Origin of the sequence: Ruania albidiflava DSM 18029 (assembly GCF_000421225.1) — a bacterium.
GTDB lineage: Bacteria > Actinomycetota > Actinomycetes > Actinomycetales > Beutenbergiaceae > Ruania > Ruania albidiflava.
In genome coordinates, this window is the sequence record NZ_ATWL01000001.1 from 431,313 (window position 1) to 446,335 (window position 15,023).

The window sequence follows — 15,023 nt, forward strand, 5'->3', positions numbered from 1 at the left end:
CTGCGATCATGTCACCATTCACCGGTGGTGAGGTCACCGGCGGGCACGCAGGAGCAGCTTGCGCAGCTCGTCCATCCAGAGCACGCAGGAGGCCATCGCGGCCGCCACCAACCAGTGCGTCAGGTCCAGCGGCGCGGTCCCGAACGCCAGCTGCAGCACCGGCAGGTGGACCACTGCGACCTGCAGGACCAGTGCGGCGCCGAGGGCGGCCCACAACCACCGGTTCACCAGCAGCCGGTGGAAGGCGCTGCTCGTCTCCGACCGGGAGTTCAGGGTGTTGAACAGCTGCGCGAGCACGAGCGTGGTGAACCCGGCGGTGCGGGCCACGTCCAGGGAGTCCGACCCGGCCACCAGCCCGCCGGGCAGGAAGATGTCGATGGTCAGCAGCGAGACCACCGCCATCACCAGGCCGATGAACAGGGTGCCGGTCCACATCCGCCGGTCCAGCACGCGTTCGGTCAGCGCCCGCGGCCGGCGAGCCATGACGTCGTCGATCTCCGGGTCCACCCCCATCGCCAACGCCGGTAGGGAGTCGGTGACCAGGTTGATCCACAGGATCTGCACGGCCAGCAGGGGCACGACCACCTCCCCCGGCCCGGCCGCACCGGACAGACCGATCACTCCGGCCAGCAGCACACCGAAGAACACGGTGCACACCTCGCCCATGTTCGAGGAGAGCAGGTAGCGCAGGAACTTCTTGATGTTGTCGAAGATCGCCCGGCCGAGCCGCACCGCCACCACGATGGTGGCGAAGTTGTCGTCGCCGAGGATCATGTTCCCGGCCTGCTTGGTCACCTCGGTACCGGTGATGCCCATCGCCACGCCGATGTCCGCGGACTTCAGTGCTGGGGCGTCGTTGACACCGTCGCCGGTCATCGCCACCACCCGGCCGCCGGCCTGCAGGGCGTCCACGATCCGGTTCTTGTGCGCCGGGGAGACCCGCGCGAACACGCTCACCTCCTCGACCACCGCGGCCAGTCCGGCCTCGTCCAGCCGGTCCAGCTGCGCGCCGGTGCGCACCTGCTGCGCCAGGTCCGCACCGGCGGTGTGCTGGCTGGCGTCGATGATGCCCAGGTCGGCGGCTATCCGGGCCGCGGTGCCGGGGTGGTCCCCGGTGATCATCACCGTACGGATCCCGGCCCGACGGGCTTCGGCCACCGCCACGGCCACCTCCTCGCGCGGCGGGTCGATGATGCCCACCACACCGAGCAGCACCAGACCGGTCTCGAGCCGGTCCTCGGCAGGTGAAGGCCCGTCGTCCTCACCCGCGGTGGGCGAGCCGAGGTGCTCCTCGTCGGTCAGCGGACGGTAGGCGACCGCCAGCGTGCGCAACGCCTGCTCGCCGAACCTGCGTACGCCCTCGACCATCCGGTCGCGGTCCGTGGCAGCCAGCTCGACGACGTCGGTCCCGCGGGCCAGGTGGGTGCACCGGTCCAGCAGCACGTCCGGTGCGCCCTTGGCCACCAGCAGACGCTGACCGTCGGCGGCGACGGTGAGCACCGACATCCGCTTGCGGGCCGAGGAGAACGGGATCTCCCCCACGCGGCGGTAGCCGGCGGCGCGCTCACCGGCGCCGGGGACCTTGGCGGCGGCGACCAGGAACGCGGCCTCGGTCGGGTCGCCCTCGATGCTCCAGGTGTCGTCGACCTGTGTGAGCTGGGCGTTGTTGGCCAGGCTGCCCCCGACCAGGGTGCGCAGCACCTCCTCGCGCAGCAGGTCGGGCAGGTCGGCGCCGTCGATGCTGCGGACCTCGCCCAGCGGGGTGTAGCCGATGCCGCTGAGCTCCACCTCACCGCCGGCGGTGAGCACGCGGCGCAGGGTCATCTCGTTGCGGGTGAGGGTGCCGGTCTTGTCCGTGCAGATCACCGAGGCGGACCCGAGCGTCTCCACCGAGCCGAGCTTCTTGACCACCGCACCGCGGCGGGCCAACCGTTGCACGCCGATGGCCAGCACCAGGGACAGGATCGCCGGCAGCCCCTCAGGCACGGCGGCCACGGCGAGGGAGACCCCGAGCAGCAGCACAGTGACCAGGTCGCCCAGGGTGGAGACCTGGTTGACCAGCGCGACCACCACCATCACCACCACGGCGATCGCGATGACCGTGATGCCCAGCACCTTGGAGATCTGCGCGATCTCCCGGTCCAGCGGTGTCGGCTCCTGCGTGGTCTCCGCCAGCATCTGCGCGATGGCGCCCATCTGGGTGTCCATCCCGGTGGCGGTCACCACCGCCGAGCCGACGCCTTCGGCCACCGCCGTGCCCTGGTGCACCATGTTCCGGCGGTCGCCCAGCGGCACCGGCCGGGGCAGCACCGCCGGTCCCTTGCCGACGGCGAGGCTCTCGCCGGTGAGCGAGGCCTCCTGCACCTTCAGCCTGCTGGCGCTCAGCACGCGCGCGTCCGCGCCCACGGCGTCCCCCTCGCTCAGCCGGAGGATGTCACCGCGGACCAGCTCCGCCGCGGGCACGGTCTGCAGCCGGCCGTCCCGCAGCACAGTGGCGCTGGGTGCGGTGATCGAGCTCAACGCTGCGACCGCGTCCTCGGCCCGGGCCTCCTGCACCAGCCCGATCACCGCGTTCAGCAGCAGCACGGCGAGGATCACGATGGCGTCGACCGGCGCTCCGCCCGCGCCCTCGCCGGCCCAGGCGACCAGCGAGATGAGCACTGCCACCAGCAGCAGCGACACCAGCGGATCCTGGAACTGGGCGAGGAGCCGGCGCCACCACGGGACGCCCGGGGCGGTGCGCAGCTCGTTCGGCCCGTCGGCGGCCAGCCGCCGGGCCGCCTCCTGGCTGGAGAGGCCGCGGTCGGGGTCCGTGGCCAGCCCGCTGGTGACCTCCGCGGCGGTGCTGGTGGTGGGATCCGCGGACCGCCCCAGCGGCGCCCCGGGGGCCGGTTCGAGCGCAGGAGTGCTCACACGTTCATCTTGCCCGGTATCGCGGGCGCACGGGAGGCCGGGCCAGCCCGCGCAGCATGATCCTGCTCACGCAGGCTCACACGGAGAAGTACTTCGCCTCCGGGTGGTGGAACACCAGTGCGTCGGTGGACTGCTCCGGGTGCAGCTGCAGCTCCTCGCTCAGGCTCACCCCGATCCGGTCCGGGCGGAGCAGCTCGACGACCTTCGCCCGGTCGGCCAGGTCCGGGCAGGCCGGGTAGCCGAAGGAGTACCGGGCGCCCCGGTAGGCGACCTTGAACATGCCCTCCAGCTCGGCCGGGTCCTCGGCGGCGAAGCCGAGCTCTTCGCGCACCCGGGCATGCCAGTACTCCGCGAGCGCCTCGGTGAGCTGGACCGAGAGCCCGTGCAGCTCCATGTACTCCCGGTACCGGTCCTGGGCGAACAGCTCGGCGGTGCGCTCGGCCACCCTGGAGCCCACGCTGACCAGCTGCACCCCGAGCACGTCCACCTCCCCGGAGTCCTGGGCGCGCACGTAGTCGGCCAGGCACAGGTGCCGGTCGCGGCGCTGCCGGGGGAAGGAGAACCGGAGCCGCTCGGTGCCCGCCTCACCGCCGGAGCCGCCGTCCGGCCCGTCGTGGTGCAGCACCACCACATCGTCGCCGTCGGACACCGCCGGGAAGTACCCGTACACCACGGCGGGCACCAGCAGGTCCTCGGTGGCGATCTGCTCCAGCCACTGCCGCAGCCGCGGGCGGCCCTCCGTGGCGACCAGCTCCTCGTAGCCCGGCCCCTCGCCGCGGCTGGGCTTGAGCCCCCACTGGCCCATGAACGTGGCCCGTTCGTCCAGGAACGCCGCATAGCCGGCCTGGGCGATGCCCTTGACCACCCGGGTACCCCAGAACGGCGGGGTGGGTACAGGGTTGTCGGCGGCGACGTCGGACCGGGCCGGCAGGTCCTCCGGGGCGGTCTCGGTGATGGTCACCGTGGCGTGCCGACGCTTCTTCAGCGGCGGCAGACCGACCGAGGCGGGGTCGGCGCCGCGGGCGATCTGCACCAGCGGCTCCATCAGCCGCAGCCCCTCGAACGCGTCCCGCGCATAACGCACCTGCCCGGTGTACAGGTCGGCCAGGTCGTCCTCCACGTACACCCGGGTCAGTGCCGCGCCACCGAGCAGCACCGGGTAGGTGCCACCCAGCTCCCGGGCGTTCAGCTCCTCCAGGTTCTCCTTCATCACCACAGTGGACTTCACCAGCAGCCCGCTCATCCCGATCACGTCCGCCTGGTGGGTCTGGGCGGCCTCGATGAACGCGGCCACCGGCTGCTTGATGCCCAGGTTCACCACGGTGTAGCCGTTGTTGGACAGGATGATGTCCACCAGGTTCTTGCCGATGTCGTGCACGTCACCGCGGACGGTGCCCAGCACGATGGTGCCCTTGCCGCCTCCGGCGTCCACCTTCTCCATGTGCGGTTCCAGGTGCGCCACGGCGGTCTTCATCGTCTCCGCGGACTGCAGCACGAACGGCAGCTGCATCTCCCCGGCCCCGAACCGCTCACCGACCACCTTCATCCCGGCGAGCAGGTGGTCGTTGACGATGTCCAGGGCCTTCAGCCCCTCATCGAGGGCGGCGTCCAGGTCCTCGGTCAGGCCCTTCATCTCCCCGTCGATGATCCGGCGGGCGAGCCGTTCGGTCAGCGGCAGCGCGGCCAGCTCGGCGGCGCGCGCATCCTTCATGGCGGCGGTGTCCACCCCGGAGAACACCTCGAGAAGGTGAGCGAGCGGATCATGCCGCATCCCGCCGTCGGCGTGGTACTCCCGCTTGTCCCAGACCAGGTCCAGGGCGGCCTGGCGCTGCTCCTCGGGGATGGAGGCGAGTGGCAGGATCTTCGCGGCGTGCACGATCGCCGAGTCCAGCCCGGCGGCCACCGCCTCGTGCAGGAACACCGAGTTCAGCACCACCCGGGCGGCCGGGTTCAGCCCGAAGGACACGTTCGAGACGCCCAGGGTGGTGTGCACCCCCGGGTACCGGGACTTCAGCTCACGGATCGCGGTGATCGTCTCGATCGCGTCCCGGCGGGTCTCCTCCTGGCCGGTGGCGATCGGGAAGGTGAGCGCGTCCACGATGATGTCCTCGACCGCCATCCCCCACCGGGTGGTGAGGTCCTCGATCAGCCGGGAGGCGACCGCGACCTTGTGCTCAGCGGTGCGGGCCTGGCCCTGCTCGTCGATGGTCAGGGCGACCACGGCGGCACCGTGCTCCCGGACGAGCGGCATCACCCGGGCGTACCGGGAGGTGGGGCCGTCGCCGTCCTCGAAGTTCACCGAGTTCACCACGGCCCGCCCGCCGACGAGCTCCAGCCCGGCCTGGATCACCTCCGGCTCGGTGGAGTCGATCACCAGCGGCAGCGTGGAGGCGCTGGCCAGCCGGGAGATCACCTCCTTCGCGTCGCGCACGCCGTCCCGGCCGACGTAGTCGATGCACACGTCCAGCAGGTGCGCACCGTCGCGGGTCTGGGCGCGGCCGATCTGCACGCACTCGTCCCAGCTCTCCGCGAGCATCGCCTCCCGGAACGCCTTGGAGCCGTTGGCGTTGGTGCGCTCCCCGATCGCCAGGAACGCCGCGTCCTGGTCGAAGTCGGTGTGCGAGTACAGGCTGGCCACCCCATGGGTGGGTTCGGGGTCCCGCGGGGTGACCGGGTTGCCGCGGACCGCCTGCACCACAGCGCGCAGGTGCTCCGGGGTGGTGCCGCAGCAGCCGCCCACCAGGGACAGGCCGAACTCGCTGGCGAACTGGGTGTGCGCAGCGGCCAGCTCGTCCGGGGTGAGCGGGTACTCGGCGCCGTTCTTGCCGAGCACCGGCAGTCCCGCGTTCGGCTGGCAGGTGATCGGGACCTGCGCATGCTTGGCCAGGTAGCGCAGGTGCTCGCTCATCTCGGTCGGGCCGGTGGCGCAGTTCAGGCCGATCGCGTCGATGCCCAGGGCCTGCAGCACGGTCAGCGCAGCGCCGATCTCCGAGCCCATCAGCATGGTCCCGGTGGTCTCCATGGTCACCTGGGCGATGATCGGGATGTCGACGGCGGTACGCTCCCGGGCGATCTTGGTCGCGTTGATCGCGGCTTTCGTCTGCAGCAGGTCCTGGCTGGTCTCGATCAGGATCGCGTCCACGCCGCCGCGGATGAGGCCCTCGGCCTGGTCGGCGAAGCTGGCCTTGAGGTCGGCGTAGGGCACGTGGCCCAGGCTGGGCAGCTTGGTGCCCGGTCCCATCGCGCCGAGCACCCAGCGGGGGTGATCGGGGCTGGTGTGCTGGTCGGCGCTGCGGCGGGCGATCGCGGCACCGGCCTCGGCGAGCTCGCCGATGCGCTCGATGATGTCGTAGTCGCCGAGGTTGGAGGCGTTCGCCCCGAAGGTGTTCGTCTCCACGCAGTCCACGCCCACGGCGAAGTAGGCGTCGTGGATGGAGGAGATCACATCGGGGCGGGTGACGTTCAGGATCTCGTTGCAGCCCTCCAGGCCCTGGAAGTCCTCCAGGGTCAGGTCGGCGCCCTGCAGCATCGTGCCCATCGCACCGTCGGCGACCACCACCCGCTGGGTGAGGGCTTCGAGCAGGGCGGTGGATCTGGCTGAGCGCATGGTGGCAAGTGTAGAAGTGACCACCCGTCAGGTTGCACGCCGTCTCACCGCTGGCCTGTGCCGGGCTGCCTCAGCCGGGCACCACCTGCGGGGAGGTACACCTAGCCGGCGTACCAGCGCAGCAGCCGCTCCACCTCGGCACCGACGGCGGCGCTCGCCGGGGTGAACCACTTGCGGGTGTCCACCAGGTCCGCATCATCGGCCAGGACGGCGCGTACCCGGTGGGTGAAGATCTTGTTCAGGTGGGTGGAAACGTTGATCTTGGTCATCCCGGCCTGGATCGCCGCTCGCATACCCTCGTCGCTCACCCCGGAGGAGCCGTGCAGCACCAGCGGCACGTCCACAGCAGCGGCGATCGTGGCGATCAGTTCGGTGTCGAGCACAGCACCACGGGTGGTCATCGCGTGCGAGGAACCGACCGCCACGGCGAGCAGGTCCACCCCCGTGGCCGCGACGAACTCGGCGGCCTCGGCCGGGTCGGTGCGCACGCTCGGGTCGTGCACCCCGTTCTTTCCGCCGATCTCACCGAGCTCGGCCTCCACGCTCACCCCGACCGCGTGCGCGTCGCGTACCACGGCAGCGGTGGTGGCGAGGTTCTGCTCGGCCGGCAGGTGGGAGCCGTCGTACATGATCGAGGTGAACCCGGTCGCGAGCGCCTCGGCGACCAGGTCCAGGTCGTCGGCGTGGTCCAGGTGCACCACCACCGGCACCTGCGCGGCCCGGGCCGCAGCGAGCGTGCCGGCGGCGATCGGGGCCAGCGAGCCGTGGTACTTCACCGCGTTCTGGCTGATCTGCAGCACCACTGGCAGCCCGGCCCGTTCGGCGGCCGCCACGAACGTCTCCGCGTGCTCCAGGTGGATCACGTTGAAGGCGCCGAGGCCGCGGTCGGCGGCCCGAGCGTCCCGGGCGAGCGAGGTGAGGTCAGCGAGCGGCATCGATCTGGTCCATCCGGATCGTCGGGAGCATGCGGTGGTAGGCGACGAGGTCCACCTCGCCGGCGGTGGGGCGCAGCACGGCAGCCCCGGACAGGGCGACCACCTCGGCCAGGCGGGAGGACAGTGCCGGGCCGCGGGCGCCGTCGGCGAGCGCAGCGGCGAGCGCAGCCACAGCGGCGTCCCCGGCCCCGGTCGGGTTACCGGTCAGGGTCTTGGCCGGACGGGCCTGCCAGTGGTCCTGCTCAGTGGCCAGCAGCACCCCGTCTGCTCCGCAGGAGACGAGTACCGCCTCGGCACCGCGGTCGAGCAGGAGGCGTGCCCCGGTGCGCACGTCCGGGGCGCCGGTGGCGGCGAGCAGCTCCTCCTCGTTGGGTTTCAGGCACGCCGGAGCAGCGCTGGCCACCTCCAGCAGGGCCGGTCCGGAGGTGTCGACCAGCACGGCCGCACCTAGCTCGACGGCGGAACGCACCAGTCCAGGAAGGTCACCGGGGTCGGTACCCGGCGGGGTGGAGCCGGACACCACCAGCACGTCGCCGGCATCCAGCAGCCCGAGCACGTGGGCGGACAGCCGCTCCCAGTCGCGGGCGGTCACCTGCGGGCCCGGTTCGTTCAGCACGGTCGCCCCCCGGTCGTCCACCACGGTCACGGTGCGGCGGGTGGCCCCGCTGACCAGGATCCAGGACTGGTCCACCGGGGTGGGGATGAGCAGGTCCTCCAGGGTCTCCCCCGCCGGGCCGCCGAGGAATCCGGTGCAGCACACGCCGCGTCCCACCTGGGCGAGCACGCGGGCAACGTTCACCCCCTTGCCGCCGGCGGACTCGACCACCTGCTGCACCCGGTGCACCTCACCCGGGGTGAGCCGGGGCACCGTGTAGGTCACGTCGACGGCCGGGTTCGGCGTGAGGGTGACGATCATGAGGGTCCTCCGAGGTCCATCGCCAGGGCTCCGGCGCCCAGGCAACCCGCCCATTGTCCCAGCCGGGCCCGACGCAGGGGCGGCATCGCGTCGGCGGGGAGACGGGCGGCCATCGCCTCGTGCAACGGGTCGAGCAGCGCGTCCCCGGCTTCGGCGAGCCCGCCGCCGAGCACGAGCGGTACCGGACCGAGCAGCCCGGCCATCGCCGCGAGCAGGTCGGCCAACGCTTCGATCGCGGTATCGATCACCTGCCGGGCCACCGGGTCCTGGGCGGCGGCGCGGGCGAACACGGCCCGGGCGCCGCCCGAGGTGTCGCTGCTGCCGGCGGCGGTCGCGTACCGGCGGGCCAGCGCTTCGGCGGCACAGATGCGTTCCAGCGGGACCCGTCCGCTGCCGTCCGGGTCCGGCACCAGCACCTGGCCGATCTCCCCGGCCCAGCCGGTGCCGCGGACCGTGTGGTCGAAGATCAGCGCGCTGGCCAGCCCGGTGCCCAGCGGGAGGAACACCATGTCCGGTTCCCCGGCGCCCCAGCGGGACTCCGCCAGCGCTCCGGCGCGCACGTCGTGACCGGTGACCAGTGGGCTGTCCAGTCGCCGACCGAGCAGCTCCCGCAGCGGCAGGTCCCGCCAACCGAGGTTCGCAGCGTAGGTGACCGTGCCCCGGGACTCGTCCACGATGCCGGGACTGACCACGCCGATCGCGACGCCGGGTGTGTCGTCCGCCTCGGCGGCGACCAGGTCCGCCAGTGCGGCCGGATCCTTTGGTGTGGGGCGCTTCCGGGTGTGGGTCAGGGTGCCGTCCGGCGAGACCAGGCCGATCTTGATCGCGGTCCCGCCGATGTCCACACCGAGAACAGGTGCGGCCACCTCAGCCCTCCGTGGGCAGGTGCACAGCGCGGGACAGGTGCCGCGGTGTGTCCGGGTCCAGCCCGCGCACCTCGGCGCGCGTCACCGCGGTGCGGTGCAGCAGCACCAGGTGGGCGAGCGGGTCCAGCTCGCTGGTGACCAGGGTGGCGCCAGTGGCCGCGACGTCCTCGGCGAGCCCGGCAGGGACCGGTCCGAACACCCAGACCACCCGCCCGGGCTGCGCGATGGAGATCGGGCCGTGCCGGTACTCCATCGCCACGTAGGACTCCGTCCACGACTGGGAGGACTCACGCAGCTTCAGGGCGGCCTCGTGCGCCAGGCCGACCGTCCAGGCAGTGCCGAGGAAGGTGAGCTGGTCGGCCTGCACCCACGCATCCTCGACCGGTGCCTCCAGGGCGGCCCGGGCGTCGGCGACCACGCCGGTGAGGTCTTCGCCCAGGCTGGCGCGCAGCAGAGCGAGGGTGGTGGTGGCGAACCGGGTCTGCACCACCGAGGTCTCGTCTGCCTCGGCGAGCACGATCTCGTGGTCGGCGTGCTGTGCTGCTGGGCCCCCTGCCACGGCGGTGAGCAGCACGCTGGGGGTGGTGGTGGCCTGCAGCAGCTGCACGATCTCGCTGGTGGTGCCGGAGCGGGAGATGGTCACGATCCGGTCGTACCGGCGCCCGGTCGGGAGCTCCGAGGCGGTGAACGCGTCGGTCTCCCCCTGCCCGGAGCCCTCCCGGAGGGCGGCATAGGCCTGGGCCATGAACCAGGAGGTGCCGCAGCCCAGGACCGCTACCCGCTCACCTGCACTGGGTAGCCCCTCGGCGCCGGTGAGGAGGTCCGGCACCCCGGCCCAGAGATCTGGTTGGGACAGGACCTCACGGATGGTGGACGACTCGGGCACGATGGTCTCCTCGGACTCCGGGGGCGACAGCCGACATAAGGCTGCATGATCATGAGCAGTATAGAGTGGTTTCAATCAGAATCCATCATGATCGGAGCAGGCGTGAATCGGCACGAGCGGTTGGGCACCCTGCTGAACCTCGTGGTGGAGCGTGAGCAGCTGCACATCGACGAGATCGTCGCCGAGCTCGGGGTCTCCCCCGCGACCGTGCGTCGCGACCTGGATACCCTCGCCGACCAGCAGCTCGTGGTGCGCACCCGCGGGGGCGCAGCCGTGCACCCCGGCACGGGAGACCTGCCGCTGCGGTACAAGGCCGCCCGCGGCGGGGAACAGAAGGCCCGCATCGCTGCCGCCGCCGCCGCGATGGTCAGCCCAGGCCACGTGGTCGGGCTGAACGGCGGGACCACCACCACCGAGGTGGCTCGCGAGCTCGCGGTCACCGACCGGTTGCGCCAGCACGAGGGGCCACCGACCACACTGGTGACGAATGCGGTGAACATCGCCGCCGAGCTGGCCGTGCGCACGCACCTGCGCGTGGTGCTCACCGGCGGTGTGGTGCGTCCGCTCAGCTACGAGCTCACCGGTCCGCTCGCCGACCTGCTGCTCGGGCAGATCTCGCTGGACCTGCTGTTCCTGGGGGTGAACGCCGTCGACGCCGAGCTCGGAGCGTCCGCTCACGACGAGGGCGAGGCGGCGATCGGTGCCGCGTTGGTGAGCCGTGCGCGGCACGTGGTGGTGGTGGCCGATGCCGGCAAGCTGGGCCGCAGCGCGTTCGCCCGGATCGCTCGGCCCACGCAGGTGCATGCGCTGATCACCGACGACCAGGCGGACCCGGGTGTGCTGGCGGGCGTGCGGGAGGCCGGGATCGAGGTCGTGGTCGCCTAGCGTGGCTCAGCGCGCCCGGTCGCGCAGCGCGCGCAGCAGCCCGACGAACTGGGCCGGTGCCTCGGCGTGGAAGCCGTGTCCGGTGTCCACCCGCTCCAGGTGGCAGTCCGCGAGCGCGGCCTGTGCCCGCGCAGCGTCCGCATCGGTCATCGCACCTTCGAGGATCCCGTCCTCGGTCACCCGCCACCTGGCGTGCACCAGCGTGGTCGGCGCGGTGATCGCCTCGAGCGTGGCCTGCTGGTCGAAGCCGGCCTGCCACCGGCAGCTGTAGAACGTCTCGGCGAAGCGGGGGTCGAACTCGTGCATGTGCTCGTAGGTGCGGTTCACCGACGGTGGCAGGAACCAGAGGTTCAGCGGTGCGACCGGATGTGTCTGGCGGTAGCTGCGGGCGTGCTCGACGATCGGCCCGCGACCCTTCCCCACGTACTGGATCCAGGCGTTGTGCTCGATGTACCAGGTGGTGAAGTCGGTCTCGGTGCTCTGCGCCAGGAACTCGTGCGCCGGCCGGGCGAGGTCGATGTAGTTGAACTGCTGCGGCATCCGGTCGGGGTCGGTGGAGAAGAACGGTGGGTCCTCCAGCAGCACTGCGGTGACCGCCTGTGGCGCCGAGGCAGCCACCCAGGCGGCAAGCAGCCCGCCGGAGGAGTGACCGGACAGGATCGCCGGCGCGCCCACCACCTCCTCCAGGAAGGCGGCCAGGTCGGCGCCGATCGAGTGCACGTCGTAGCGTCCTGGCGTCCGGTCCGACGACCCGTGACCAGGCACGTCGACTGCGAAGACGTGGAAGTCCCGAGCCAGGTCCGGGAGCACCGGCGCGTAGTTCTCCCAGGCGACGGCCTGCCCGTGGACGAGCACCACCGCGGGACCGTTCGCAGGCCCCTCGGCGTAGTTCAGCGTGGTGCCGCTGGGCAGGGTGTGGCGGCGTTCGACGAAGCGTGCGCGCACCACGGCACGTCGGCCCCGGCGGGCAGCGGTGACGTTGCGCCACGCGTACACCCCGAGCGCCCCGGCTCCGGCTGCCACGAGGGCACCGAGTGTCGCAGCGGTCGCGGTGATCGTGCGGCGCAGCGCCCCACGCGTCGTGGATTCCGGCACCTGACCTGTCTATCAGTCGGTGGTCAACGCGTCGAGCAGCCGTTGCACCGAGGAGCCCAGCCCCCAGCGTTCGGTGAGCTCCTCGAGCGCCTCGCCGTCGGCGGGTACCGGGTGGCCGGGCATGCTGCCGGGCAGGCGGAGGTCGATCTCGCCCAGGTCCAGGTCGCGGGCCACGGCCACCACAGCCGCGGCAGCGTCCAGGTACTCCGCGGCGGCGTTCAGCTTGCCGCGCAGCCCGGCGGCCAGCGGGGTGCCCGGGTCCGCGGCTGCGGCGCGGATCCCGGCCAGGTCGCCGTAGGAGGCGAGGAGCGAGGCAGCGGTCTTGTCTCCCACCCCGGCCACCCCGGGCAACCCGTCCGAGCTGTCCCCGCGCAGGGTGGCGAAGTCGGCGTACTGGTCGGCGCGCACCGCGTACTTGCGCTGCACGACGGCGTCGGTCACCACCTCGTGCTTGCGCACCCCACGTGCGGTGTACAGCACCCGGACGGGGAAGTCGCCGTCGTCGGCTGCTCCGTCCTGGACGAGCTGGAACAGGTCCCGGTCCCCGGTGACCACGTCCACCGGCATCTCGGCAGAGGTGGCCAGCGTGCCGATCACGTCGTCCGCCTCGTAACCGTCCGCCCCCAGCACGGGGATACCGATGGCGGCCAGGGTGGCGGCGATCACCGGCACCTGGACCGCCAGCGGGTCGGGCACCTCCTCCACATCGGTGCCGGCCGGCACCTCCTCGACGACCCGGTGCGCCTTGTAGGACGGGATCAGGTCCACCCGCCACTGCGGGCGCCAGTCGTTGTCCCAGCAGCAGGCCAGGTGCGTCGGCCGGTACTGGCCGACCAGGCGGGTGATGAAGTCCAGCAGCCCGCGCACCGCGTTCACCGGTGTGCCGTCCGGTGCGGTGATCGAGTCCGGTACGCCGAAGTAGGCACGGAAGTACAGGCTCGCGGTGTCCAGCAGCAGAAGTCGGCTCACACTCAGAGACGGTAGCCGCACGGAGGGACAGAACGCCACGGGCGCATCGACTGCGCAGTGTCGGTACCGCGCAGCACCGGCCGCACGATTGCGGTCACGTCCTGACCGGTAGTCCGTCGAGCGTCGCCGCGGAGGTCCGCCAGTAGTCGATCGTGGCGGCGATCCCCTCGCGCAGCGGGGTGGGGCGCAGACCGAGCAGCTGCTCGGTGACCGTGGACCTCATCACGAACGGGCGGTCGGTCATATAGCTGGTCTCGGCAGCCTCCCGTGCCTGGCCGCTGACCACCCCGAGCGCGCGGAGCAGCCGGCTCGGTACCGCGAGGATGCGCGGCATGTCGACGCCGGCGACCTCGGCGAAGGTGCGCACCAGGTCGCGCTGGGTCAGCGCCGGGCCGGTGGGCGCGTGCAGCACCCGGTTCCAGGCCTGCACCTGGTCGGCGGCGGCGATCATCGCGGCCGCCAGGTCGGGTACGTAGGTGAAGGAGTGCAGCTGGTCCAGCCGCCCCAACGTCTGCACGCTCTTGCCGGCGAGCAGCCGCGGGACCATCAGCTTCCCGGCGAGCGCCGCGCGCACCCGAGGCCCGTAGAAGTCCGAGGCGACCATGCTCACCGTGTCCGCGGTGTGCGCGGCGCGCGCCCGGATCAGCTCCGCGCGTACGCCCAGCTTCCCGGTGCTGGCCGATGACGGCGTAGCCTCCGTCATCTCGCCGGTCACCGGTCCGTAGGAGTACAGGCTCTCCGGGAAGACCACCACGGCGCCCACGGTTGCGGCAGCGTCCATCACCGCCTGTTCGGCGCCGGGGAGCTCAGCGCGCCAGGCCGCGGCCTGGTACTTGCTGCCATGGATGGCGTGGAAGACGGCAGTCACCCCTTCGACCGCTCGGGCCAGGGCGGTGGTGTCGTTCACATCGAGCCGGATCCGGTGGATCCGCTCGTGCTCGGGTCCGCTGCCGGAGCGGGTGGCCAGGCGGACGGTCTCGCCCCGGTCGGCGAGCTGCTGGGCGACAGTGGCGCCGACGGGACCGGCTCCGGTGACGAGGTAGGTGGACATGAGGAGCTCCTGATCGTGGTGGTTGGTCGGTGCCGACGATTCCGAGAGCACCGCTCACACATGGACTGTGCTCCTCCGACGGCGGGCCTGTCAAGAGCAGCGCTCACTTTTGTGTCTAGTGTTCGCTCTCAGGGCTGGTCGGCGGTACGCTCGACGATGACCGTCGACCTCTGGAGGACTTCTGTGCCGCCCACTCCCCGACAGCTCGCCCGGGAACGCACCGAGGCCGAGATCCTGCGCATCGCGCGCGAGCACCTGTGCACCACCGGGCCGGCCAACCTGTCGCTGCGCGCGATCGCGCGCGAGCTGGGCATCGTCTCCTCGGCGATCTACCGGTACGTGAGCTGTCGGGACGACCTGCTCACCCTGCTGGTGATCGACGGTTACACCGCCCTGGGCGACGCAGTGGACCAGGCGATCTCCGCCGTCGACACCCGCGACCACCTGGGCCGGTTCACGGCCCTAGGACGGACGATACGCACCTGGGCGCTGGCCGAACCCGCGCGCTACGCGCTGCTGTACGGCACCCCGGTTCCCGGGTACGACGCGCCCGGGGAGCGCACCACCGAACCCGGCACCCGGGTGATCGTGGCGCTGGCCCGGATCACCGAGCAGGCGTGGCACGACGGCCACCTGCGGCTCGAGTCCCGCGACGACGAGGTGGCCCTGCCGGAGGATGTGGACCGGATCCGGTCCGAGTTCGCCCTGACTGCCCCACCGGCGGTGCTCGAACGCACCGCGCTGGTCTGGGCGGCACTGTTCGGCTGCGTGAGCTTCGAGGTGTTCGGCCAGTACGGCCCGGACACGTTCAGTGACCCGGAGGCACTGTTCGAGGCGCACCTGCTCCGCCTGGCCGGGCTGCTCGGACTGACTAGGTGACGAACTGACCTGCTGGACGAG

At 71.8% G+C, this 15,023-nt stretch carries 11 protein-coding genes; 2 read left to right on the forward strand and 9 right to left on the reverse strand.

Translation table 11 applies throughout. The annotated features are described in order from the left end of the window. Positions 1–33: 33 nt before the first annotated feature. From K338_RS0101985 to K338_RS0102010, 6 genes are all read right to left on the reverse strand, one after another. Complete coding sequence (locus tag K338_RS0101985; RefSeq protein ID WP_022916511.1) at positions 34–2,913, reverse strand: cation-translocating P-type ATPase; 2,880 nt, start codon at positions 2,911–2,913, stop codon at positions 34–36. A gap of 76 nt (positions 2,914–2,989) precedes the next feature. Beyond that, a complete protein-coding gene (gene metH, locus K338_RS0101990; protein WP_022916512.1) occupies positions 2,990–6,520 on the reverse strand; it encodes a methionine synthase in 3,531 nt (1,176 codons plus the stop codon). A 101-nt stretch (positions 6,521–6,621) separates the two neighbouring features. Continuing rightward, a complete protein-coding gene (locus K338_RS0101995) occupies positions 6,622–7,455 on the reverse strand; it encodes a class II fructose-bisphosphate aldolase (protein ID WP_022916513.1) in 834 nt (277 codons plus the stop codon). Next, positions 7,442–8,371, reverse strand: coding sequence for a 1-phosphofructokinase family hexose kinase (locus K338_RS0102000; RefSeq protein ID WP_022916514.1), 930 nt, complete (start codon positions 8,369–8,371; stop codon positions 7,442–7,444). Before K338_RS0102000 ends, K338_RS0101995 begins: the two co-directional genes overlap by 14 nt. Continuing rightward, positions 8,368–9,237, reverse strand: a complete 870-nt coding sequence (locus tag K338_RS0102005; RefSeq protein ID WP_022916515.1) for an ROK family protein — start codon at positions 9,235–9,237, stop codon at positions 8,368–8,370. Before K338_RS0102005 ends, K338_RS0102000 begins: the two co-directional genes overlap by 4 nt. Position 9,238: 1 nt before the next feature. After that, entirely contained in the window at positions 9,239–10,123 is an 885-nt protein-coding gene (locus K338_RS0102010) for an SIS domain-containing protein (protein WP_022916516.1), read from the reverse strand. Positions 10,124–10,225: 102 nt separating this feature from the next. Between K338_RS0102010 and K338_RS0102015 the strand changes: the two genes are divergently transcribed. Next, positions 10,226–11,008, forward strand: coding sequence for a DeoR/GlpR family DNA-binding transcription regulator (locus tag K338_RS0102015; protein ID WP_027286333.1), 783 nt, complete (start codon positions 10,226–10,228; stop codon positions 11,006–11,008). A gap of 6 nt (positions 11,009–11,014) precedes the next feature. On the opposite strand, the gene K338_RS0102020 is transcribed toward K338_RS0102015, so the two are convergent. The 3 genes from K338_RS0102020 to K338_RS0102030 all read right to left on the reverse strand — a co-directional run bounded on the left by K338_RS0102020 (position 11,015) and on the right by K338_RS0102030 (position 14,123). Further along, positions 11,015–12,103 carry an alpha/beta fold hydrolase gene (locus K338_RS0102020; RefSeq protein ID WP_022916518.1) on the reverse strand — a complete coding sequence of 363 codons (1,089 nt, stop codon included), beginning with the start codon at positions 12,101–12,103 and terminating at the stop codon, positions 11,015–11,017. 12 nt (positions 12,104–12,115) lie between these two features. Continuing rightward, a complete protein-coding gene (locus K338_RS0102025) occupies positions 12,116–13,072 on the reverse strand; it encodes a 5'-3' exonuclease (RefSeq protein ID WP_022916519.1) in 957 nt (318 codons plus the stop codon). Positions 13,073–13,166: 94 nt separating this feature from the next. Continuing rightward, positions 13,167–14,123, reverse strand: a complete 957-nt coding sequence (locus K338_RS0102030; protein WP_027286336.1) for an NAD-dependent epimerase/dehydratase family protein — start codon at positions 14,121–14,123, stop codon at positions 13,167–13,169. A 156-nt stretch (positions 14,124–14,279) separates the two neighbouring features. Between K338_RS0102030 and K338_RS0102035 the strand changes: the two genes are divergently transcribed. Next, positions 14,280–15,002, forward strand: coding sequence for a TetR/AcrR family transcriptional regulator (locus K338_RS0102035; RefSeq protein ID WP_051154627.1), 723 nt, complete (start codon positions 14,280–14,282; stop codon positions 15,000–15,002). The last annotated feature ends 21 nt before the right edge of the window (positions 15,003–15,023 follow it).

What these genes read in the sequence shown, in the direction of transcription:
- K338_RS0101995 (WP_022916513.1), bottom strand. Translation starts at nt 7,455, where the DNA reads ATGCCGCTCGCTGACCTCACCTCGCTCGCCCGGGACGCTCGGGCCGCC.
- K338_RS0102030 (WP_027286336.1), bottom strand. Translation starts at nt 14,123, where the DNA reads ATGTCCACCTACCTCGTCACCGGAGCCGGTCCCGTCGGCGCCACTGTC.
- K338_RS0102000 (WP_022916514.1), bottom strand. Translation starts at nt 8,371, where the DNA reads ATGATCGTCACCCTCACGCCGAACCCGGCCGTCGACGTGACCTACACG.
- K338_RS0102035 (WP_051154627.1), top strand. Translation starts at nt 14,280, where the DNA reads ATGACCGTCGACCTCTGGAGGACTTCTGTGCCGCCCACTCCCCGACAG.
- metH (WP_022916512.1), bottom strand. Translation starts at nt 6,520, where the DNA reads ATGCGCTCAGCCAGATCCACCGCCCTGCTCGAAGCCCTCACCCAGCGG.